The organism is Streptococcus infantis (assembly GCF_047460825.1).
Taxonomy (GTDB): domain Bacteria; phylum Bacillota; class Bacilli; order Lactobacillales; family Streptococcaceae; genus Streptococcus; species Streptococcus infantis_V.
On the sequence record NZ_JASHFO010000003.1, the window covers coordinates 61,245 to 82,666 of the forward strand.

The 21,422-nt window shown below is 37.1% G+C and carries 23 protein-coding genes, 1 tRNA gene and 1 riboswitch; of the genes, 19 read left to right on the forward strand and 5 right to left on the reverse strand.

Features of this window, described 5'->3' with window-relative positions:
• Window positions 1-55 precede the first annotated feature (55 nt).
• The 7 genes from mutY (at window position 56) to QM911_RS01785 (ending at window position 5,555) form a co-directional block, all read left to right on the forward strand.
• Window positions 56-1,219 carry an A/G-specific adenine glycosylase gene (mutY, locus tag QM911_RS01755; protein ID WP_414312916.1) on the forward strand — a complete coding sequence of 388 codons (1,164 nt, stop codon included), beginning with the start codon at window positions 56-58 and terminating at the stop codon, window positions 1,217-1,219.
• A gap of 64 nt (window positions 1,220-1,283) precedes the next feature.
• A complete protein-coding gene (gene yycF, locus QM911_RS01760; protein ID WP_000722070.1) occupies window positions 1,284-1,988 on the forward strand; it encodes a response regulator YycF in 705 nt (234 codons plus the stop codon).
• Entirely contained in the window at window positions 1,981-3,330 is a 1,350-nt protein-coding gene (gene vicK / locus QM911_RS01765) for a cell wall metabolism sensor histidine kinase VicK (RefSeq protein ID WP_414312917.1), read from the forward strand. Before yycF ends, vicK begins: the two co-directional genes overlap by 8 nt.
• A gap of 1 nt (window position 3,331) precedes the next feature.
• A complete protein-coding gene (locus tag QM911_RS01770) occupies window positions 3,332-4,141 on the forward strand; it encodes an MBL fold metallo-hydrolase (protein WP_045763287.1) in 810 nt (269 codons plus the stop codon).
• A gap of 89 nt (window positions 4,142-4,230) precedes the next feature.
• On the forward strand, window positions 4,231-4,473 hold the full coding sequence (gene relB / locus QM911_RS01775) for a type II toxin-antitoxin system RelB family antitoxin (RefSeq protein ID WP_223140897.1): 243 nt from the start codon (window positions 4,231-4,233) through the stop codon (window positions 4,471-4,473).
• 1 nt (window position 4,474) lies between these two features.
• Window positions 4,475-4,729 carry a type II toxin-antitoxin system RelE family toxin gene (locus QM911_RS01780; protein WP_045615883.1) on the forward strand — a complete coding sequence of 85 codons (255 nt, stop codon included), beginning with the start codon at window positions 4,475-4,477 and terminating at the stop codon, window positions 4,727-4,729.
• Between the two features lie 52 nt (window positions 4,730-4,781).
• Window positions 4,782-5,555 carry a potassium channel family protein gene (locus QM911_RS01785; protein ID WP_414312918.1) on the forward strand — a complete coding sequence of 258 codons (774 nt, stop codon included), beginning with the start codon at window positions 4,782-4,784 and terminating at the stop codon, window positions 5,553-5,555.
• A gap of 137 nt (window positions 5,556-5,692) precedes the next feature.
• Here the strand turns inward: QM911_RS01785 and QM911_RS01790 are convergent, their stop codons facing one another.
• A complete protein-coding gene (locus QM911_RS01790; protein WP_414312919.1) occupies window positions 5,693-6,040 on the reverse strand; it encodes a thioredoxin in 348 nt (115 codons plus the stop codon).
• Window positions 6,041-6,297: 257 nt separating this feature from the next.
• On the reverse strand, window positions 6,298-8,016 hold the full coding sequence (locus tag QM911_RS01795) for a phospho-sugar mutase (RefSeq protein WP_414312920.1): 1,719 nt from the start codon (window positions 8,014-8,016) through the stop codon (window positions 6,298-6,300).
• Window positions 8,017-8,431: 415 nt separating this feature from the next.
• Between QM911_RS01795 and QM911_RS01800 the strand changes: the two genes are divergently transcribed.
• The 4 genes from QM911_RS01800 (at window position 8,432) to QM911_RS01815 (ending at window position 13,724) form a co-directional block, all read left to right on the forward strand.
• The gene (locus QM911_RS01800; RefSeq protein WP_414312921.1) at window positions 8,432-9,637 is read left to right on the forward strand and encodes a DUF4352 domain-containing protein; all 1,206 of its coding nucleotides are present in this window, start codon (window positions 8,432-8,434) and stop codon (window positions 9,635-9,637) included.
• Window positions 9,638-9,715: 78 nt separating this feature from the next.
• The gene (locus tag QM911_RS01805; RefSeq protein ID WP_414312922.1) at window positions 9,716-11,617 is read left to right on the forward strand and encodes an ABC-F family ATP-binding cassette domain-containing protein; all 1,902 of its coding nucleotides are present in this window, start codon (window positions 9,716-9,718) and stop codon (window positions 11,615-11,617) included.
• Window position 11,618: 1 nt separating this feature from the next.
• Complete coding sequence (locus tag QM911_RS01810; RefSeq protein ID WP_414312923.1) at window positions 11,619-12,482, forward strand: XRE/MutR family transcriptional regulator; 864 nt, start codon at window positions 11,619-11,621, stop codon at window positions 12,480-12,482.
• A gap of 75 nt (window positions 12,483-12,557) precedes the next feature.
• Entirely contained in the window at window positions 12,558-13,724 is a 1,167-nt protein-coding gene (locus QM911_RS01815; protein WP_414312924.1) for an MFS transporter, read from the forward strand.
• 45 nt (window positions 13,725-13,769) lie between these two features.
• Here the strand turns inward: QM911_RS01815 and QM911_RS01820 are convergent.
• From QM911_RS01820 to QM911_RS01830, 3 genes are all read right to left on the reverse strand, one after another.
• Window positions 13,770-13,841 (reverse strand) — tRNA-Arg (locus QM911_RS01820).
• A 107-nt stretch (window positions 13,842-13,948) separates the two neighbouring features.
• Window positions 13,949-14,329, reverse strand: coding sequence for a large conductance mechanosensitive channel protein MscL (mscL, locus tag QM911_RS01825; protein WP_049526579.1), 381 nt, complete (start codon window positions 14,327-14,329; stop codon window positions 13,949-13,951).
• A 71-nt stretch (window positions 14,330-14,400) separates the two neighbouring features.
• Window positions 14,401-14,835, reverse strand: a complete 435-nt coding sequence (locus QM911_RS01830) for a GtrA family protein (RefSeq protein WP_414312925.1) — start codon at window positions 14,833-14,835, stop codon at window positions 14,401-14,403.
• A 28-nt stretch (window positions 14,836-14,863) separates the two neighbouring features.
• Window positions 14,864-14,961, forward strand: a riboswitch (PreQ1 riboswitch).
• Between QM911_RS01830 and QM911_RS01835 the strand changes: the two genes are divergently transcribed.
• From QM911_RS01835 to QM911_RS01870, 8 genes are all read left to right on the forward strand, one after another.
• A complete protein-coding gene (locus QM911_RS01835) occupies window positions 14,962-15,471 on the forward strand; it encodes a QueT transporter family protein (protein ID WP_045763277.1) in 510 nt (169 codons plus the stop codon).
• Between the two features lie 117 nt (window positions 15,472-15,588).
• Window positions 15,589-16,008, forward strand: coding sequence for a hypothetical protein (locus QM911_RS01840; protein WP_414312926.1), 420 nt, complete (start codon window positions 15,589-15,591; stop codon window positions 16,006-16,008).
• 66 nt (window positions 16,009-16,074) lie between these two features.
• Window positions 16,075-16,722, forward strand: coding sequence for a hypothetical protein (locus QM911_RS01845; protein ID WP_414312927.1), 648 nt, complete (start codon window positions 16,075-16,077; stop codon window positions 16,720-16,722).
• 71 nt (window positions 16,723-16,793) lie between these two features.
• On the forward strand, window positions 16,794-17,591 hold the full coding sequence (locus tag QM911_RS01850; protein WP_075226870.1) for a formate/nitrite transporter family protein: 798 nt from the start codon (window positions 16,794-16,796) through the stop codon (window positions 17,589-17,591).
• A gap of 390 nt (window positions 17,592-17,981) precedes the next feature.
• Entirely contained in the window at window positions 17,982-18,779 is a 798-nt protein-coding gene (locus QM911_RS01855; RefSeq protein ID WP_000254784.1) for a formate/nitrite transporter family protein, read from the forward strand.
• Between the two features lie 80 nt (window positions 18,780-18,859).
• Window positions 18,860-20,134 (forward strand): DUF2130 domain-containing protein, encoded by a 1,275-nt coding sequence (locus tag QM911_RS01860; RefSeq protein ID WP_414312928.1) that lies wholly within the window; start codon window positions 18,860-18,862, stop codon window positions 20,132-20,134.
• A gap of 9 nt (window positions 20,135-20,143) precedes the next feature.
• Window positions 20,144-20,587, forward strand: a complete 444-nt coding sequence (locus QM911_RS01865; RefSeq protein ID WP_414312929.1) for an N-acetyltransferase family protein — start codon at window positions 20,144-20,146, stop codon at window positions 20,585-20,587.
• A 31-nt stretch (window positions 20,588-20,618) separates the two neighbouring features.
• Entirely contained in the window at window positions 20,619-21,422 is an 804-nt protein-coding gene (locus tag QM911_RS01870) for an alpha/beta fold hydrolase (protein WP_414312930.1), read from the forward strand.

Here is a 21,422-nt window from a genome sequence, read left to right on the forward strand (position 1 = left end):
ACAAGCCCTATCTTGATTTTTTGAGTATCCTAAAAGGTTATGCTATACTAGAAATATGTTAGATTTGGAGAAATATGGTGTGACCATGTGGGAAGAGGACAAGATTCTCTCTTTCCGTCAAAAACTATTATCCTGGTATGACGAAAACAAGCGTGATTTACCTTGGAGACGGAGTAAGAATCCATATCATATCTGGGTATCTGAAATTATGTTGCAGCAGACTCGAGTTGATACCGTCATTCCCTATTATGAACGTTTTTTAGACTGGTTTCCGACTGTAGAGAGCTTAGCAGATGCACCTGAGGAGCGCTTATTAAAAGCCTGGGAAGGACTTGGCTATTATTCTCGTGTCCGCAATATGCAAAAAGCCGCTCAACAGATTATGAATGAATTTGAAGGCAAGTTTCCGTCCACTTATGAAGGTATTTCAAGCTTGAAAGGGATAGGTCCTTATACAGCTGGTGCAATCTCTAGTATTGCATTTAACCTTCCGCAGCCTGCAGTAGACGGCAATGTTATGCGCGTTTTGGCACGTTTATTTGAAGTCAATCATGATATTGGAAATCCTAGCAATCGAAAAATATTTCAAGCGATGATGGAGGTTCTGATAGATCCAGATCGCCCAGGTGATTTCAATCAGGCTTTGATGGATTTAGGTTCAGATATTGAGGCTCCTGTTAATCCAAGACCAGAAGAGAGTCCGGTTAAGGAGTTCAGTGCTGCTTACCAACATGGGACCATGGATCGCTATCCCATTAAGGCTCCCAAGAAAAAGCCAATCCCTATTTATCTAAAGGCTCTTGTAGTGCAAAATAATCAGGGGCAGTTTCTATTAGAGAAGAATGAGAGTGAAAAACTCTTGGCTGGATTTTGGCATTTTCCCTTGATTGAAGTTGATGAATTCTCAGACCAGACTCAGAACTTGGACCTTTTTAGTCAAGTAGCGGAGCCAATTCTAGAACTGGGACCATCTCCACAGGAGAGTTTTGAACAGGACTATGATCTTGAAGTTGATTGGCAAGATCTACGATTTGAAGAGGTCAAGCACATTTTTAGCCATCGTAAATGGCATATCCAGATAATTGCAGGCCGAGTTACTGAAACACAGGAATATGCAGATAGAGAAGTCCTTTGGTTAAGTCCAGAAGAATTTAGCAATTATCCCCTAGCCAAACCTCAGCAAAAGATTTGGCAAGCCTACTTGAAAAGAAGCTGCTAGTATCGGTCTTTCGTGTCTTCTTTACATTTTTTTGGTATAATGAGATAAGGAAAAAGGTGACTAAATGAAAAAAATATTAATTGTAGATGATGAAAAACCCATCTCAGATATTATAAAATTTAATATGACCAAGGAAGGTTATGAAGTTGTAACTGCTTTTAATGGTCGTGAAGCTCTTGAACAATTTGAAGCTGAGCAACCAGATATTATTATCTTAGATTTAATGCTTCCAGAGATTGATGGACTTGAAGTTGCAAAAACTATTCGTAAGACAAGTAGTGTTCCTATTATCATGCTTTCAGCAAAGGACAGCGAGTTTGATAAGGTTATTGGGCTTGAACTTGGAGCGGATGACTATGTAACCAAGCCATTTTCAAATCGTGAACTACAGGCCCGTGTTAAAGCTCTTCTCCGTCGTACAGATATTGTCTCAGTTGATAACCAAGAACCTGAAACGAAATTACAAAGTCTGCAGATTGGCGATTTGGAGATTTTACCCGATGCTTACGTGGCTAAGAAATATGGTGAAGAGTTAGACCTAACCCACCGTGAATTCGAACTCTTACATCATTTAGCTTCTCATCTTGGTCAAGTTATTACCCGAGAACATCTTCTTGAAACTGTTTGGGGATATGACTATTTTGGAGATGTTCGTACAGTTGATGTAACTATTAGACGTTTGCGCGAGAAGATTGAAGACACACCAAGTAGACCTGAATACATCCTAACTCGTCGTGGAGTAGGATATTATATGAGAAATAATGATTGAAGTAATTAGACAAACAATTTTGACGAGCGACTTTATCTTTATCCTCATCTTAATTGGCTTTATTATGCTGGTGACTTTTCTCTTGCTTGAAAATCGTCGTGATAATATTCGTTTGAGGCAGATTAATCAAAAGGTACAAGATTTAATTGCTGGTGATTATTCTCAGGTTTTGGATATGCAAGGAAGCTCAGAGATTACCAATATCACTAACAATCTTAATGATTTGTCAGAAGCAATCCGTTTGACTCAAGAAAATCTGGAACAAGAGAGTAAAAGGTTGCATAGTATCTTGTCCTACATGACAGACGGAGTACTTGCGACCAATCGTCGTGGTCAGATTATCATGATTAATGACATGGCTAAGAGACAACTTGGAGTTGAAAGGGATGATGCTCTTAATCAAAATATCCTAGAGTTACTCAAGATTGAAGAAGAGTATGAGCTGAGAGATCTCATTACCCAAAGTCCTGAATTGATGATTTATTCGCAAAATGTGAATGGGGAGTATATCAGCTTGCGCGTGCGTTTTGCCTTGATTCGTAGAGAGTCTGGCTTTATCTCTGGTTTAGTAGCAGTTCTACATGATACGACTGAACAAGAGAAGGAAGAACGAGAGAGAAGGCTTTTCGTTTCGAACGTTAGTCATGAATTGCGAACTCCTTTGACCAGTGTAAAATCCTATCTTGAGGCTTTAGATGAAGGTGCGCTTTCAGAGCCAGTTGCCCCAGATTTTATCAGAGTTTCTCTTGATGAAACCAATCGTATGATGCGGATGGTGACGGACCTCTTGCACCTCTCACGGATTGACAATGAGACCAGTCACTTGGATGTCGAGTTGATTAACTTTACTGCCTTTATCACCTTTATTCTCAATCGTTTTGATAAAATGAAAAGTCAGGATGAGGAGAAGAAGTACGAGTTGGTGAGAGATTATCCGATTAACTCTGTTTGGATTGAGATTGATACGGATAAGATGACTCAGGTGATTGATAATATTTTAAATAACGCTATCAAGTATTCACCAGATGGTGGGAAAATCACCGTTACCATGAAAACTACAGATGATCAGATGATTTTGTCCATCTCCGACCAAGGGCTTGGGATTCCTAAAGAAGATCTACCAAAGATTTTTGACCGTTTTTATCGTGTTGACAAGGCAAGAAGTCGTGCTCAAGGTGGTACTGGTCTAGGACTTGCTATTGCTAAAGAAATCGTCAAACAACATAATGGATTTATCTGGGCTAAGAGTGAATACGGTAAGGGTTCAACCTTTACTATCGTACTGCCATACGATAAGGATGCCGTGAAAGAAGAGATTTGGGAGGATGAACTAGAAGACTAGAATGAGTGATATCGGTTTTAAATACAGTATTTTAGCATCGGGTTCCAGTGGAAATTCATTTTACTTGGAAACACCAAAAAAGAAAATTTTAGTAGATGCGGGCCTATCTGGCAAAAAAATTACAAGCCTTTTGAGTGAAATCAATCGTAAACCAGAGGATTTAGACGCTATCTTGATTACGCATGAACATTCAGACCATATCCACGGTGTGGGCGTTCTGGCTCGCAAGTACGGTATGGATCTTTATGCCAATGAGAAAACTTGGCAGGCTATGGAAAATAGTAAGTATCTTGGTAAGGTTGACTCATCTCAAAAGCATATTTTCGAGATGGGGAAAACCAAAACCTTTGGTGACATTGATATCGAGAGTTTCGGTGTGAGTCATGATGCAGTCGCGCCACAGTTTTATCGTTTTATGAAGGATGATAAGAGCTTTGTCATGCTGACGGATACGGGCTATGTTAGTGACCGTATGGCTGGCATTGTCGAGAATGCAGATGGCTATCTGATCGAGTCAAATCATGATGTGGAAATCCTGCGAGCAGGATCTTACGCATGGCGACTCAAACAACGCATCCTGTCTGACCTTGGTCACCTCTCAAACGAGGATGGAGCAGACGCCATGATTCGTACACTAGGTAATCGTACCAAGAAGATTTACCTAGGCCATTTGTCCAAGGAAAATAATATCAAAGAGCTGGCCCACATGACCATGGTTAATCAGTTAGCTCAAGCAGATCTTGGAGTTGGAGTAGACTTTCAAGTTTACGATACTTCACCAGACACTGCAACACCATTGACTGAGATATAGCAAGGAACGCCGAGAGGTGTTCTTTTTATCTTGACTGAGCTCTTAAAAAGTAATACAATGGTATTACCAATAGTTATAGGAGAAGAAACATGACGACTATTACATTAAAAGTTTCCGAAGCAGATAAAACATTTATGAAAGCAATGGCTAAGTTTGAAGGAGTTTCTCTATCAGAGTTGATACGGACAAAAACTTTAGAAGCTTTAGAGGATGAATATGATGCGCGTGTAGCAGATTTAGCTTATCAAGAGTATCTAGAAGATTTGGAAAAAGGGCTTAAACCCATTACTTGGGAAGAAATGATGCATGATCTAGGTCTGGAGGAAGATTAACTTGTATAAGCTAGTTCCAACAAGACGATTTATTAAACAACTAAAGAAATTAGATCGTTATACACAAATATTAATTACAAAGTATCTAGAAAATAACGTTTTAGAGGATCCAAGACGGCATGGGAAAGCTTTGGTGGGGAATCGAGGTGGTCAATGGAGGTACCGGATTGGTAATTATCGAGTTATAGTGCAAATTGTGGATGATGAACTGATAGTCTCTACTCTGGAAGTTGGTCATCGTAGAGATATTTATTAGAAATCCCATTAAACTATTTTATTTACTTTTTATAACAAGAGGAGTTTACAGATTGCAGAACAAGTGGAAGATAAAAGCCTATTACGATACTAGTATTATAATATTAGCTTTAATATCAGTTGTTTTAGTCATACTTGGTTTTACAGATTTAATTGATCTTGAGAAATCTCCATACAGTATTATAGACTTAGTCATATGGTTTGTTTTTCTTGTCGATTATATTTGGAGATTTAGTATTTCCAAAAGTAAATGGTCATTTATTATAAACAACACTTTTGACTTGCTTGCAATTCTTCCTTTGAATGCTATTTTTACAGTTTTTCGTTTGGGGAGGATCTTCCGTCTTGCACGCTTAACAAAGTTGGTAAAACTAACTCGGTTATTAAGAATTATAGGTCTTACTGGTAAATTAGAGAAAAAGCTAAAAATTTTTCTAAGAACAAATGGATTAATTTACATTCTGTATGTCAATTTTTTTATCGTTCTAGTTGGTAGTTCAATCTTATCAGTTGTTGAAGAGAAGTCATTTTCTGATAGTGTATGGTGGTCACTTGTTACAGTTACAACTGTTGGATATGGGGATATTGTACCGAGTAGCCTATTTGGAAAATGGCTTGCTGTATTATTGATGCTAGTTGGAATTGGAACAATAGGAATGCTAACAAGTTCTTTAACTAATTTTTTTGTTAAGGATGAATCTAAAACTCAAATAAAACTTGATAAACTTTATAAGGAAATTGAGAATCAAAGACAATTAATAGAATCACAAAATAAAAAGCTTGAGGAGCTGAATCAGATGGTTAAAGACTTGCTGAAAAAAAGTTAGCAAACAAATAGTTCTTCAACAGTCTATAAAATCAAAAAACGCATAATATCAGGTGTTCATAAACCTTGATATTATGCGTTTTAATATGAAAAAAAATTATTGGATTATCTCCTAAAATTCAATTTAAACTAAGTTTCTTACAACCCAGCAAATTCTTTGATTTCTTGAGCTGACATTGAAGAGTCGCAACGGACATTGATTTGTCCATTTGCAACATGGACGAATCCTGGTACAGTAGGGATTTCATAGCGTGAGCGGAAGTCTTGTAAAGCTTCAAGTTGACTTGGTTCTTCGCTATTGATGAAGTAGATGTGAGCTTTGGTTTCAGCTACTACACCAGCCAATGTACCAGCAAATTTACGGCAGTAAGGACAAGTTTTGCGACCGATAAAGAAGGTTGCAGTTTCTTTTTTATCAAGAGCTTCTTGAGCACGCGCTACAGTTGTAACTTCAAGATCTTTGATGTTTTCTAAAAATTGTTCCATGAGATTACCTCGCTTTCATTGATATGTCTAGTATGCCATAAAGTTTCTAAAATTGCTCAGTTTTGATACGAGAATAGATGGTGGTGCAGAAAGCGGTAGACTAAGTCTGATTTTCTAGTCCTATATTCTTGTATCCTTAAAGATATAGAAACTATAGTTCAGGTTAAAAGAAATAGAAGAAGATATAAATTACAGCCAGTTTTTACTTTATCATCAAAAATAAAGGTCAGGAATTTTCCCGACCTTTAAATAGTTTTTTATTTTACAAAGGCATTGATTTCAGCTTCGATGTTAGCAATCTTAGCTTGTGAATCTTCGTTGCTTTCACCAACAACTGCAATATAGAACTTGATTTTTGGTTCAGTACCTGAAGGGCGAACTGCAATCCATGATCCATCTGCAAGTGTGTATTTCAATACATCACTTGGAGGAGTAGTTAAGGCTGTTACAGTGCCATCAGCGGCAGTAGATGTTTGTGCTTTAAAGTCTTCAGTAATTGAAATTGCTGTTGCGTTAAATTCTTTTGGACCATTTTCACGGAATTTAGCCATAATTGCTTTGATTTGCTCAGCACCGTCAACACCAGAGAGGGTAACAGAGATTGTCTTTTCAGCATAGTAGCCGTACTCTTTGTAGATTTCTTCGATACCATCTGCAAGAGTCAAACCACGTGAACGGTAGTAAGCTGCAAGTTCAGCAACAACAAGAACAGCTTGGATAGCGTCTTTATCACGCACGAATGGTTTAATCAAGTAACCGAAGCTTTCTTCAAATCCCATCATGTAAGTGTGATTGTGTTTTTCTTCGAATTCTTGGATTTTTTCAGCGATAAATTTGAAACCAGTCAAGACGTTGAACATAGTTGCGCCGTAGCTTTCAGCAATCTTAGTTACCAAGTCAGTTGATACGATAGATTTGCAAAGAGCTGCATTCTCTGGAAGTGTCCCAGCATTTTTGTGAGCTTCCAAGATGTACTTAGCCATGATGGCACCGATTTGGTTTCCTGAAAGGTTGAGGTAGCTACCGTCTTTTTGAAGGACTTCAACACCGACACGGTCAGCGTCAGGGTCAGTTGCAACAAGAACATCAGCTCCTACTTGGCGACCAAGTTCTTCTGCAAGAGCAAAGGCTGCTTGACTTTCTGGGTTTGGAGATTTAACAGTTGAGAAGTCAGGGTCTGGAGTTGCTTGAGCTTCTACGACTTGAACTGAGTCGAATCCTGCTTGAGCAAGAGCACGACGAGCCAACATTTCACCAGTACCGTGAAGAGGAGTGTAGACAATCTTCATGTCCTTACCAAACTCTTCAATCAAAGCTGGGTTGATGTTCACATCTTTAACTTCTTTGAGGTATTCGGTATCGATTGCTTCGCCAATAACTTCAATCAAACCAGATGCTTTTTCTGCTTCTACATCAGCAACTTCAACAGCAAATGGATTTTCGATAGCACGGATGTAAGTTGTCAAAGCATCAGCATCGTGTGGAGGCATTTGACCACCGTCTTCTCCGTAAACCTTGTAACCATTGAATGGAGCAGGGTTGTGGCTAGCAGTAATCATGATACCTGCGAAGCAGTTGAGGTGACGAACGGCAAATGAAAGTTCTGGTGTTGGACGGAGACTTTCAAAAACATAAGATTTAATACCGTGTTTAGCAAGAACTGCTGCAGATTCAAAGGCAAATTCTGGAGAGAAGTGACGGCTATCATAAGCGATCGCTACACCACGTTCTTTTTCGTTTCCACCTTTTGACTCAATCAAACGAGCCAAACCTTCTGTTGCTTGACGAACAACGTAGATGTTAATGCGGTTAGTACCAGCACCAATCAGTCCACGCATACCTGCAGTACCAAACTCAAGATTGGTATAGAATGCGTCTTCTTTAGTTTTCTCGTCCATGTTTTCCAAATCTTGACGAAGGTAATCTGGAAGTTCTGCGAAATCAAGCCATTTTTGGTAGTTTTCTTGGTAAGCCATTGGAAATCTCCTTTAATATATAATCTAATCGCTTACATTATACCACGATTTGAAGTTTTAGTAAAACGTTAGCATGAGTTAAAATGTAAGAAATTTACTTTTATTTAGGTACTTTAAAATTTGATTATATTTTTAAGTTTATATTATTTTTTACAAAAATTCATTAGTCGTAGACAGAGGAAAAATGAAAATTTGTAATGAATAAATGAATATTTTGTAAAAAGCAAGTGTTAAGAATATTTCCGCTTGTCACTTGATACATAAGGGAATTCTTTAATGTATCAAATAAATTTCTTTAAAAAAATTAGAAAATATTACATAAATTTAAGATATTTTTAATAATTTCGGTTTCTATTTTGACATTTATTCTGTGTATGGTAGAATATAATAAATAATTAAAGGAGATTTTCTATTTATGAACAAAATTCTTAAGCATTCTGCTTTAGTTTTATCAGCATTAGCGCTAGTTGCTTGTGGATCAAACAAAAAAGCAAGCGATAACGGTACTGCATCAAACTCCAACTTTGAAGTTTCGGTTAAAGATGGAATGTATGTTTTGCCCAAAGATGAAGATTCCTCTTCTCACTACCTTGCTCTTCAAGTAGAAATTAAAAATAATCGTGATAAAAAGTTTAGTTTTACAAACAGAGATATCACACTCTACAATGAAAAAGATGAAAAGGTTGAACCAATCCAAGTTTATGAATCAGATAGTAAAACCAAATTTATGGACTATGGTGATAGCCTCTCTAAAGGTAAGAGTGTAGCTGGTTATGTTGTTTACGAAGTTGATAAGGATGCTAAATATGAGCTTCACTTTGCACCAAGCTTTTATGAAGATGTAAAAGAAAATGCAAAAGAGAATAATGACGTAGCTATCAAGGTTGATCCAAGTAAATATGAAGATCATATCGATGAAGCGAAAGAAGCAATGAAAAAATATGTTGATGCTGTTTTTCTTGATGGAGAAAACACTGGAGGAGCATCAAACGTAAGTTTCACTAATGAAAAAACTCAAATTGTCGCACTCGATGATAAAAAATCAGATAAGTCCGAAGACAAGAAATCTGAAGATAAAAACTCTGATGATAAGAAGTCTTCTAACGAAACCGATGGTATCTCAAATGATGTGAAGACTGACCGAGAAGAATTCATTAAGAAATTTATCGAGTCATTTGGTAAAGGATTCTATAACTACAAGCCTTCTGATGCAGAACTTCGTACCTTTGCAGAAGCATATATCAAAGCCAATGCTAAAAGAGCAAAAGTAGACTATAAAGTAAAAACTTATCTTCCAGACTACGCGGTTATTTATGTAAGACCTGAAACAATTGACTTAGATAATTTGAATGTTCATGAATTAAGTCGTAAATTCTATGAAGAAAATAAAGGTAAATACAGCAACTACTCAGAAGCTATGAAAGCTGGCGAGAAATACATTTTAGAGAATGCACCAAGTCAATTTGACTCAACTCCTCTTGATACTAGTGATAGTATGAAAAGAGAAGGGTATGAAATTAAAATGACTAAGAAAGATGGTAAATGGACTATCGATACATCTTCTAAAAACTATGATTTAAAAGATATGGCTCGCACATTCCGTGGAGGGATCGGTTACTAATATAAAAAGTTCGAGTGAAAAGCTCGAACTTTTTTAGTTAGAATTGTTAAAAATGGAAAAAGATAGTAAAATGGTTACATGATTATTTTACAAGCTAATAAAATTGAACGTTCTTTTGCAGGAGAGGTTCTTTTTGATAATATAAACCTACAAGTAGATGAAAGAGACCGTATTGCCCTCGTTGGAAAAAATGGTGCTGGGAAGTCTACTTTGCTCAAGATATTGGTTGGAGAAGAGGAGCCAACCACTGGTGAAATCAATAAGAAAAAAGATATTTCCCTCTCATATCTAGCACAGGATAGTCGCTTTGAGTCTGAGAACACCATTTACGATGAAATGCTACATGTATTTGATGACTTGCGTCGTACTGAAAGACAACTTCGTCAGATGGAGTTGGAGATGGGGGAAAAGACTGGAGCAGAACTTGATAAACTCATGTCAGACTATGATCGCCTATCAGAAAATTTTCGTCAGGCTGGAGGTTTTACATACGAAGCTGATATCCGTGCTATCTTAAATGGTTTCAAGTTTGACGAGTCTATGTGGCAGATGAAAATTGCAGAGTTATCTGGTGGTCAAAATACTCGTCTAGCGCTAGCCAAAATGCTTCTTGAAAAACCTAATCTCTTGGTCTTGGATGAGCCGACTAACCACCTAGATATTGAAACCATTGCCTGGTTAGAAAACTACCTTGTAAACTATAGCGGTGCCCTCATTATCGTCAGTCACGACCGTTATTTCCTCGATAAGGTTGCGACCATAACACTCGACTTAACCAAACATTCTTTAGATAGATATGTAGGAAACTACTCAAGTTTTGTGGAGCAGAAGGAGCAGAAGCTCGCAACTGAAGCCAAAAACTACGAAAAGCAGCAGAAGGAAATTGCTGCCTTAGAAGACTTTGTTAATCGAAATCTTGTCCGTGCTTCAACGACCAAACGTGCCCAATCTCGACGCAAACAACTGGAAAAAATGGAACGTTTGGACAAGCCTGAAGCTGGTAAAAAATCAGCTAATATGACCTTCCATTCTGACAGGGTATCTGGTAATGTCGTTTTGACAGTTGAAAATGCTGCTATTGGCTATGATGGTGAAATCTTATCAGAACCAATCAACCTTGATCTTCGTAAGATGAATGCTATTGCCATTGTTGGTCCTAACGGTATTGGTAAGTCAACCTTTATTAAATCCATTGTGGATCAGATTCCCTTTATCAAGGGTGAGAAGCGCTTTGGTGCTAATGTTGAGGTTGGTTACTATGACCAGACTCAGAGCAAACTAACACCGAGTAATACAGTCTTAGACGAACTCTGGAATGATTTCAAGCTGACTCCTGAACTTGAAATCCGTAATCGCCTAGGTGCCTTCCTTTTTTCTGGTGACGATGTTAAGAAATCTGTTGGGATGCTGTCAGGTGGTGAACGAGCTCGTCTGCTTCTAGCTAAACTTTCAATGGAAAACAACAACTTCCTGATTCTAGACGAGCCGACAAACCACTTGGACATCGATAGCAAGGAAGTGTTGGAAAATGCCCTGATTGCCTTTGATGGGACCTTGATTTTTGTCAGCCACGACCGCTACTTTATCAACCGTGTAGCGACTCATGTGCTAGAATTGTCCGAAAATGGATCAACACTTTATCTTGGTGATTATGACTATTATGTTGATAAAAAATCAGAGCTAGTAGCTAGTCAAGAGGAAGAAGCGGCAGCTGTTAGCCAAGAAAATGAGGTTTCTCCAGTTACTGACTACCAAGCTCAAAAGGAAAGTCAAAAAGAACTTCGTAAGTTAATGAGACAAATTGAAAGTCTTGAGACAGAAATCGAAGAACTGGAAACTCAAGCCCAAGCTATCTCTGAACAAATGCATACCACTAATGATGCAGATGAACTCATGCAATTACAAGCAGAACTGGATAAAATTAGCCATCGTCAAGAAGAAGCAATGTTAGAGTGGGAAGAATTATCGGAGCAGGTGTAAGATGGAAAATCTTGGAAAAGTTTTTCGTGAATTTCGAATCAGTAAAAATTACTCTCTAAAAGAAGCTGCAGGCGAGGTCTGTTCGACCTCCCAATTATCCCGCTTTGAATTGGGGGAGTCAGATCTGGCTGCATCTCGTTTCTTTGAAATATTAGATAATATTCACGTGACGATTGAGAATTTTATGGATAAGACTAGAAATTTTCAACATCATGAGCATGTGAGCTTGATGGCTCAGATTATTCCGCTTTACTACTCAAATGATATTGCAGGTTTTCAAAAGCTTCAAGAAGAACAACTTGAAAAAGCTAAGAGTTCAACAAATCCCCTCTATTTTGAACTGAACTGGATTTTGTTACAAGGTCTGATTTGTCAAAGAGATGCTAGCTTCACTATGAAGCAAGCAGATCTGGATAAGGTGGCAGATTATCTTTTCCAAACAGACGAATGGACCATGTATGAGTTGATCCTCTTTGGCAATCTCTATAGCTTTTATGATGTGGACTATGTTGCTCGCTTTGGTAGAGAAGTGATGGAGCGTGAAGATTTCTACAAAGAAATTGGTCGCCATCGAAAACTGGTCTTGATTTTAGCTCTTAATTGTTACCAGCATTGTTTAGAACATCTTGCTTTTGAAAATGCCAGCTACTTTGAAGTTTATATAGAGAAAATTATAGGTAAGAGCATCAAACTCTATGAGCGTAATGTATTCCACTTTCTTAAAGGATTTGCTCTTTATCAGAAGGGGCAAAAAGAAGAAGGTTGTAAACAAATGCAGGAAGCCATGCATATTTTTGATGTGCTAGATCTTCCGGAGCAAGTAGCTTACTATCAGGAACATTACGATAAATTTGTAAAAGATTAATTTCCCAAATAAGGGAAAAATGAGAAACTCCTTCAAGTTTTGATACAATAGTTTCAAAATTTGAGAGGAGTTTTTATGAATCGATATGCAGTACAGTTGATTAGTCGTGGAGCTATTAACAAACTAGGAAATATGCTCTATGATTATGGGAATAGTGTTTGGTTGGCATCAATGGGAACGATTGGGCAAACCGTTCTAGGGATTTATCAGATCTCTGAACTCGTTACATCCATTCTAGTTAATCCCTTTGGTGGAGTGATTTCAGACCGTTTTTCGCGTCGCAAGATTTTGATGACAACAGACTTGGTTTGTGGGATTCTCTGTCTGGCCATTTCTTTTATCAGAAATGATAGCTGGATGATTGGAGCTTTGATCTTTGCTAATATTGTCCAGGCCATTGCCTTTGCATTTTCTCGCACTGCCAATAAAGCTATTATAACGGAAGTTGTAGCAAAGGACGAGATAGTGACCTATAACTCTCGCTTGGAGTTAGTTTTACAGGTTGTAGGAGTCAGTTCTCCGGTGCTTTCTTTCCTTGTTTTACAATTTGCTAGTCTCCATCTGACGCTCTTATTGGATGCTTTGACCTTTTTCATCGCCTTTGTCCTAGTCGCTTTACTTCCCAAAGAAGAACCAAAGGTTCAAGAGCAGAAGAGTTTTACAGGGAAAGATATTTTTGCAGATATCAAAGATGGCTTGCACTATATCTGGCATCAAAAAGAAATTTTCTTTCTCTTGTTAGTGGCTTCTAGTGTGAATTTCTTTTTTGCAGCTTTTGAGTTTTTGCTCCCTTTTTCAAATAAACTCTATGGTGTAGACGGAGCTTATGCAACTATCTTAACCATGGGTGCAATTGGCTCAATCGTCGGAGCATTGATTGCAAATAAATTTAAATCGAGTATGAATACACTTTTGTTCTTATTGATTTTAACAGGAGTAGGAGTTTTCATGATGGGACTGCCACTACCCAATTTTCTCACTTTTTCAGGAAACCTAGTTTGTGAACTCTTTATGACGATTTTTAATATTCATTTTTTCACTCAGGTACAAACCAAGGTTGACGGAGACTATCTGGGGAGAGTATTGAGTACCATTTTTACACTAGCGATTCTCTTTATGCCGATTGCAAAAGGGTTAATGACCTTTCTACCAAGCGTCCATTTAGCTTCCTTTTTAATTATCGGTCTTGGAGTTATTTTTCTTTCTTTAGTATCAATGTTCTATATTCAAAGGCAAGGGTAACACAGAAAAAAAGCAACGGCGCCGTTGCTTTTTTGTTTACATCTATCCACCCTGAGGGAATCGAACCCCCATCTCAAGAACCGGAATCTTACGTGATATCCATTACACTAAGGGTGGAAACTTTAATTATTATATCAAAAAAGAGAGCTGAACTCAAGTTTTTTCTAAACTCAGCAAAAGGAGAAGTAAAAAAGGATTCAGTATGAACCGAATCCTCAAGACGATTATTTTTTCTCAAGAAGAGCTTTGATTTCTTGAAGAACTTCCAACTCAGTTGGACCAGCAGGTGCTTCTTCAACAACCTCTTCTTTTTTAGTAAGGCTTTGAGCTTTTTCCATTGCTTTAATCACAAAGAATAGAACAGTACCAACTACAAGGAAGTTGATAACAGCACTCAAGAATTTACCATATGTAACACCATTCCATGCAAGCTCAGCGATGTTTTGTACTTTCGCAGCTTCCAAGGCTGGGTTCAATAGGAGTGGAGTGATGATATCATTAACAAATGAAGTAACGATAGCACCAAAAGCAGAAGCGATGATCACACCGACAGCAAGGTCTACAACGTTACCGCGGAGCAAAAATTCTTTAAGATCTTTTAACATTTTCTTTTTCCTTTCGAAATTTTTACAATCTAAATTATAACTTAATCATCTGTTGAATGCAAGAAATATGCTTAGTGTTTTTTAAAAACAAAAACTTTACTGAAGATGTAATTGAGGACTATGATGGTGACCTGTGCAAAAATAGTCTCAATTGAATTGATAGTATTGAGATTATCACCTACGAATTGACCGATAATATGGGGGTAACTTGTCACAAAAATAAAGGTCAGGAGCAGGTCTAATAAGAAAGTTATGAATCTTGCGGTCGTAAATTTTATCAAACGTTTGAACCAATTTTTTCGTTTCTGTTTAAAAACAATGGTATCATTGGTGAAAAAAGCAAAGAGAATCCCAGCTATATTTCCCAGCGCAGTCGCCCATAATTCTTGTTGGAAAAAGTAAAAAATTGTGATCCGAACAATGATAGAAACAAGAGTGGTTGCAACCCCGAAAAATAAGTAGGAGAGGATTTCATTGTCGAAAAAATTTTTTATGCATGTTTTCATGAAAATAGTATAGCATAAAGGACATAAATGTGCTATACTTGAAAGGTTGACTTGTTCAACCCTTGGTGCTTAGCTTCTTTCACCAAGCATATTATACGCGGGTTAATCGCTAAAGGAGAATAATAGATGAAAAAACTTACTGTCCGTGATTTGGCAGATATTGCCATTGTCGCAGCAATTTATGTGGTTTTGACAATCACACCACCCCTTAATGCTATCAGTTACGGTGCTTATCAGTTCCGTATCTCTGAAATGATGAATTTTCTTGCCTTTTACAATCCTAAGTACATTATCGGTGTTACTCTTGGCTGTATGATTGCTAATTTCTTCAGTTTTGGAATCATCGATGTTGCGGTTGGTGGAGGATCAACTCTTGTCTTCCTAAGTTTAGGCGTATGGTTGTTTAGCAAATATAAAAAAGACTATCTTTTTAATGGATTGATTCGTAAAGATCATTTCTTCTTTTCAATTCTTTTTTCGATTTCAATGATCACCATTGCTGCTGAATTGAACATCGTAGCAGAAGCACCTTTCTTCTTAACTTGGTTTACAACTGCTATCGGAGAATTCGCTTCACTCATTGTTGGTGCTATTCTTATCGGAAAAATCGGTAAACGTCTTGATTTAACTAGATAAAGATATCACATGAAATATTATTGAAAATGGCTGAACATTGTTCAGTCTTTTTCTTTGTCCATAAAACTAGTTGTTCAATAAAAGTGATATAATAAGGTAAAAAGGAATTATTTTAATATGTATAGTTATCGTATTTCAGTTTTTGAAGTCCTTTGGAAACATCAGGTCATTAGATTTTTGTTAATTTTTTTAGCACTATTTTATTTCTATCTTTTTTTCCAAAGAGTTAAGACATCTTTAAAAAGTGGTGGGAGTATGTTGGATCCTTTTCATATTGCAAAGGGAAGATTATACATTCACACGATTATTCTTTTTAGAAAAAGGATTGTTCCTCTAGCTGAAATTAGACAGATTGATATTGATTACGTTCGAGGGAGAAGAATGAATGGGGACAGGTATCATCTGTATTTTACAAGGAAAGATGGAAAATCTTTTACTTTTCATTTTGGGAAAAGCAAAAGAAACGAGGAGTTAGTGAAAAATCTTGCCAATGTGGCCAAGAAGTGCCATATTAAAATCTATTATTATTATTATTAAGAGTTGATTGCTAAAATTGGATTGTTGTCACTTGTGACAGTTGTCAAAGCTAGGAGAGTAGCTAATATGAATCAACTACAAGTAATAAGAGAAAATAAACAACTAAGAATTTTATTGATGAAAGAATGCGATATTCTATTTTATGACCAGTTGAAAGAGGTTGAATTTTCTCAGAACAATGAAGTTTATTCTCTATCGCCCATAGCCTTTGCTAAAGACGGTAGTGGAGGAGAATATGTAATTCTTGAGGATGAGAGTATCGGCTTTATAGGGAGTGAAGGTCAAGTTGGGAGAGTGGCAGAAAGCTTTGATGACTTGCTTACCTTCTTACTTCATGCTGGTTCTATCTCAGACTTTTCTTGCCGGTTACTCTACCAAAACAAGGATTTGTTGGCAAAATTCTGTCAGGGATTTATCAACAAAGCACGACAAAATTACCAGTCAAAAGGCGAAAAGTGGGACAAAGTGAGAACTCTACTTGCACAAGAGTTGAGACTTGAATTTCAGCCAGAAAAACTACAAGAGTTGGCCTTAAAATTTTATCAATCAGCTATAAGATCTCCTCTATTCACTTGCAAATATAGTCATGGGGAGGATGAATATGTTTGTGATTCTATTTTGTCAGATATTGTGGGCTTGTGGGTTTCAGAGCTGCTAGGGATGACTGCGGAAGAAATTGAAGCTTTTGCTAGCACTAAAAACAATCAAATGTAAAGGACAAAAATTTAATTCCACTTAAAATATTTTATATTATAATATTAACAATGATATTTTAAGGAGTTTATATGAGTTCGTCAGAATTTATTTCAAAGATTGATTATTATTGCCATAAGAAAGAAAGTTTATTTGACCAAAGTAAGTTTAAATATGCCATTCGCTCGATGTTTGCAGGAGCTTTCTTAACCTTTAGTACAGCCGCTGGGGCCATAGGTGCTGATCTACTCAATAGCATCGTTCCAAGTGCTGGTTATTTCCTATTTCCCTTTGTATTTGCTTGGGGACTTGCCTATATCGTTTTCTTGAATGCCGAGTTGGTTACCTCAAATATGATGTACTTGACAGCTGGAACATTTTTGAAGAAGATTGATTGGAAAAAAGCCTTTATCATTTTACTTTATTGTGCTTTTTTCAACTTAGTTGGCGCTCTGTTAGCAGGTTGGTGCTTTGCTAATTCATCGGCTTTTTCACACCTGACACACGACAGTTATCTTCCAAAGATTGTAGCCAAGAAGCTGGCACGTCCTAGTGAGTTGGTCTTGTTGGAAGGGATTTTGGCAAATATGTTTGTAAATATTGCCATTCTGTCTTCAATTTTGGTTAAGGATAGCAATGCCAAGCTCTGGATTATCTTGTCAGCTATTTCTATGTTTGTCTTCTTATCTAACGAGCATATTGCAGCTAACTTTTCATCTTTTAGCATTATCAAATTCAGCATTGTAGCTGATCAGATTGCAAACTTTGATATTCCAAATATCCTCCGTCATTGGAGTGTTACCTTCATTGCTAACTTGATAGGTGGAGGATTCTTGATAGGTTTACCATACGCTTATCTTAATAAAAATGAAGAGACTTATGTTGATTAGCACTTAGCTCTTACTAAATAAAATGAAAATTAATAATATAGGAGGTCAGGGAAAAAAATCCAGACCTCGATTTTTTTTCCAAAGAAGCTTTTGATAAAAACGTTATTTTCTCTGTCTATAAATTCAAACAAATTATTAGTACATGGACTTTAGCTGAAAACCAAAGAGACTCTTTTGTAAATTCAGTATAAAACAAAATGAAAACATATATTAAATATATGGAGTGGAGAATTTGAAAATAAAGAGTTGAAAACATTAAAGATGCTGATACAAAGCAAATGGAAACGATTGCTAAAAATGATAAAAATATTGTAAATAGAATTAAGAAAGCCTTCCCATAATTTCGATTTTATGTTATAATATTCACAAATAAAAGTTTTAGGAGTTTATATGGTTTCTTCAGAATTTATCTCAAAAATTGAGTTTGCTTGTAAGAAAAAGGAAAGTCTTTACAGTCAAAGTAAATTCAAGTACGCTATCCGTTCAATGTTTGCTGGTGCATTCTTAACATTTAGTACAGCAGCTGGTGCAGTTGGAGCTGACTTGATTAATAAGATTGCTCCTGGTAGTGGACGTTTCCTCTTCCCATTTGTTTTCGCTTGGGGATTGGCTTACATTGTCTTCTTGAATGCTGAATTGGTAACATCTAACATGATGTTCTTGACAGCTGGTAGCTTTTTGAAAAAGATTAGCTGGAGAAAAACAGCTGAAATCCTTCTATATTGTACACTCTTTAATCTGATCGGTGCGCTTATAGCAGGTTGGGGCTTCGCCCATTCAGCAGCTTATGCAAACCTAACACATGATAGCTTTATTTCTGGAGTTGTGGAAATGAAGTTGGGCCGTTCAAATGAACTAGTCTTGCTTGAAGCTATCTTGGCTAATGTCTTTGTAAATATCGCAATTCTTTCATTTGTTTTAGTCAAAGATGGGGGAGCTAAACTTTGGTTAGTTCTTTCAGCTATTTACATGTTTGTATTCTTAACAAATGAACACATCGCCGCAAACTTTGCATCTTTTGCTATCGTGAAATTCAGTGTTGCTGCTGATTCAATCGCAAACTTCGGTATTGGAAATATTCTTCGTCACTGGGGTGTAACCTTTATTGGTAACTTTATTGGTGGTGGTCTACTGATGGGATTGCCTTACGCCTTCTTAAACAAAAACGAAGATACATATGTAGATTAAAAGTTGGATTCATTCCAACTTTTTCTTTTTGTTTATCCATGCTATAATGAATGTAGAATAGATAAATATAGAGGAATAACATGAACGAGATTAAATGTCCCAATTGTGGCGAAGTATTTACAGTCAATGAAAGCCAATATGCAGAACTACTTTCTCAAGTTCGCACTGCAGAGTTTGATAAGGAATTGCATGAACGAATCAAACAAGAGTTGACTCTGGTTGAACAAAAGGCTTTGAATGAGCAACAGACCAAACTGGCTCAAAAAGACCAAGAAATTGCCCAGCTACAAAGTCAAATTAACAACTTTGATACAGAAAAAGAATTGGCTAAGAAAGAGGTAGAGCAAAGTGCTAGTCAAAGCTTGTTAGAGAAAGAAAAAGAAGTCCAAGCACTCGAAAATCAGTTAGCTACCCTGCGCTTGGAGCATGAGAACCAACTACAAAAAACACTATCTGATTTAGAGAAAGAACGTGATCAGGTCAAAAATCAGCTCCTCTTACAAGAAAAAGAAAACGAACTTTCTCTTGCTTCTGTTAAACAAAACTACGAAGCCCAGCTCAAGGCAGCTAGCGAGCAGGTTGAATTTTACAAGAATTTCAAGGCGCAACAATCAACCAAGGCAATCGGTGAAAGTTTGGAACACTATGCGGAGAGTGAATTCAACAAGGTTCGAAGTTTTGCCTTTCCAAATGCCTACTTTGAGAAGGACAATAAGGTTTCAGCACGTGGTTCTAAGGGCGATTTTATCTTCCGTGATTTTGATGAAAATGGATTAGAATTCATTTCCATCATGTTTGAGATGAAAAATGAAGCTGACGGGACAGAGAAGAAACATAAAAATGCAGACTTCTATAAAGAGTTGGATAAGGATCGTCGTGAGAAAAACTGTGAGTATGCAGTTTTGGTAAGTATGCTTGAGGCTGATAACGACTACTTCAATACTGGGATTGTCGATGTTAGTCACGAATATGAGAAGATGTATGTCATTCGTCCCCAGTTCTTTATTCAGTTGATTGGACTTTTGCGCAACGCTGCCCTTAATTCCCTTAAATACAAGCAGGAATTGGCGCTTGTTCGTGAACAGAATATTGACATCACGCATTTCGAGGAAGACTTGGATGCCTTTAAGGTAGCCTTTGCAAAGAACTATAATTCAGCTTCTGTTAACTTTGGTAAGGCCATTGACGAAATTGACAAGGCCATTAAGCGTATGGAAGAAGTCAAGAAATTCCTGACCACATCAGAAAACCAACTGCGCCTTGCTAACAACAAATTGGATGATGTTTCCGTTAAAAAATTGACACGAAAAAACCCAACCATGAAAGCCAAGTTTGAAGCCTTGAAGGAAGACTAGGAGGATCCTATGCAGATACGAAAAGCAACCATGAAAGATGCTGAAGCCCTACTGTCTTTATACGAAGACTTGGGCTATCCAACGACCGCTTCTAATCTGTCTCGACGTTTAGAAATGATTCTTTCTCAATCACATTATGGCTGTCTTCTAGCTGAAAGAAACGGAGAAATTTTAGGTTTCTTAGGTTTTGCAAAGCTCTTCTTTTTTGAAACAGATGGATCTTATTATCGTATTTTAGCTTTGTCAGTTGCAAAAGAAACAAGACGACAAGGAATTGCTAGTAGGCTAATTGATGAATTGAAAAAACAAGCGGTAAAAGAAGGAGTTAAGGCACTGGCTCTAAATAGTGGATTAACCGCTGAACGAAATGCTGCTCATCAGTTTTATCAGGCAGTTGGATTTGAAAAAGTGACTGCCGGATTTGCCTTGCATTTAAAAACTCAACATAGATAAATCGTGAAAAAATAGTAGAGGGAACGAAGTAATGTCTTCAACAAAAGGGAAAACCTTATATTTTAACGATAAGAGCATGGATTATGTGACCTTTGGTAAAGGAAAGAAGTCTCTCGTTATCATACCAGGGTTGGGGGATGGGCTTCAGACGGTTAAAGGTATGGATATGTCTTTTTCAATCACATACCGTATACTTGCCAAACGTTACAAAATTTATGTTTTTTCTCGAATCAATGAGCTGAGACAGGGCTATACGACGCGAGATATGGCAGCAGATGTTGCAGAAGCAATGGAGGTATTGAATATTACCAGTGCCTATGTTATGGGGATTTCGCAAGGTGGAATGATTGCCCAATGTTTGGTGGCGGATTTCCCTGAAAAGGTTGAAAAGCTAGTATTGGCTGTTACAACTGCAAAACTAAGTAATCTAGGCAGGGAGAGAATTAGTTGCTGGCTGAACCTGAGTCAAACAGGAACTTATAAAGATCTGATGATTGATATCGCTCGTCATTCTTACACGACTAAATCCTTTGGAAAATTTAAATACCTTTATCGAATAATGGGAATTTTTGGTCATATTAAAGATAAACAACGTATTGATATTCAGTCTGTATCTTGTTTGAAACATGATAGTCTAGATTTTTTGGAAAAAATCAACTGCCCTACGTTAATCATTGGAGCAGAAAAAGATGATGTTCTTGGCGTAGATGGTTCGTTTGGATTGCATCATCATATCAGAGGTAGCCAACTGATTATTTTACCAGGGTGTGGACATGCACTCTATGAACAGAATAAGGATTTCCAAAAAAGAGTTTTAGTATTTTTAGAAAGTTAA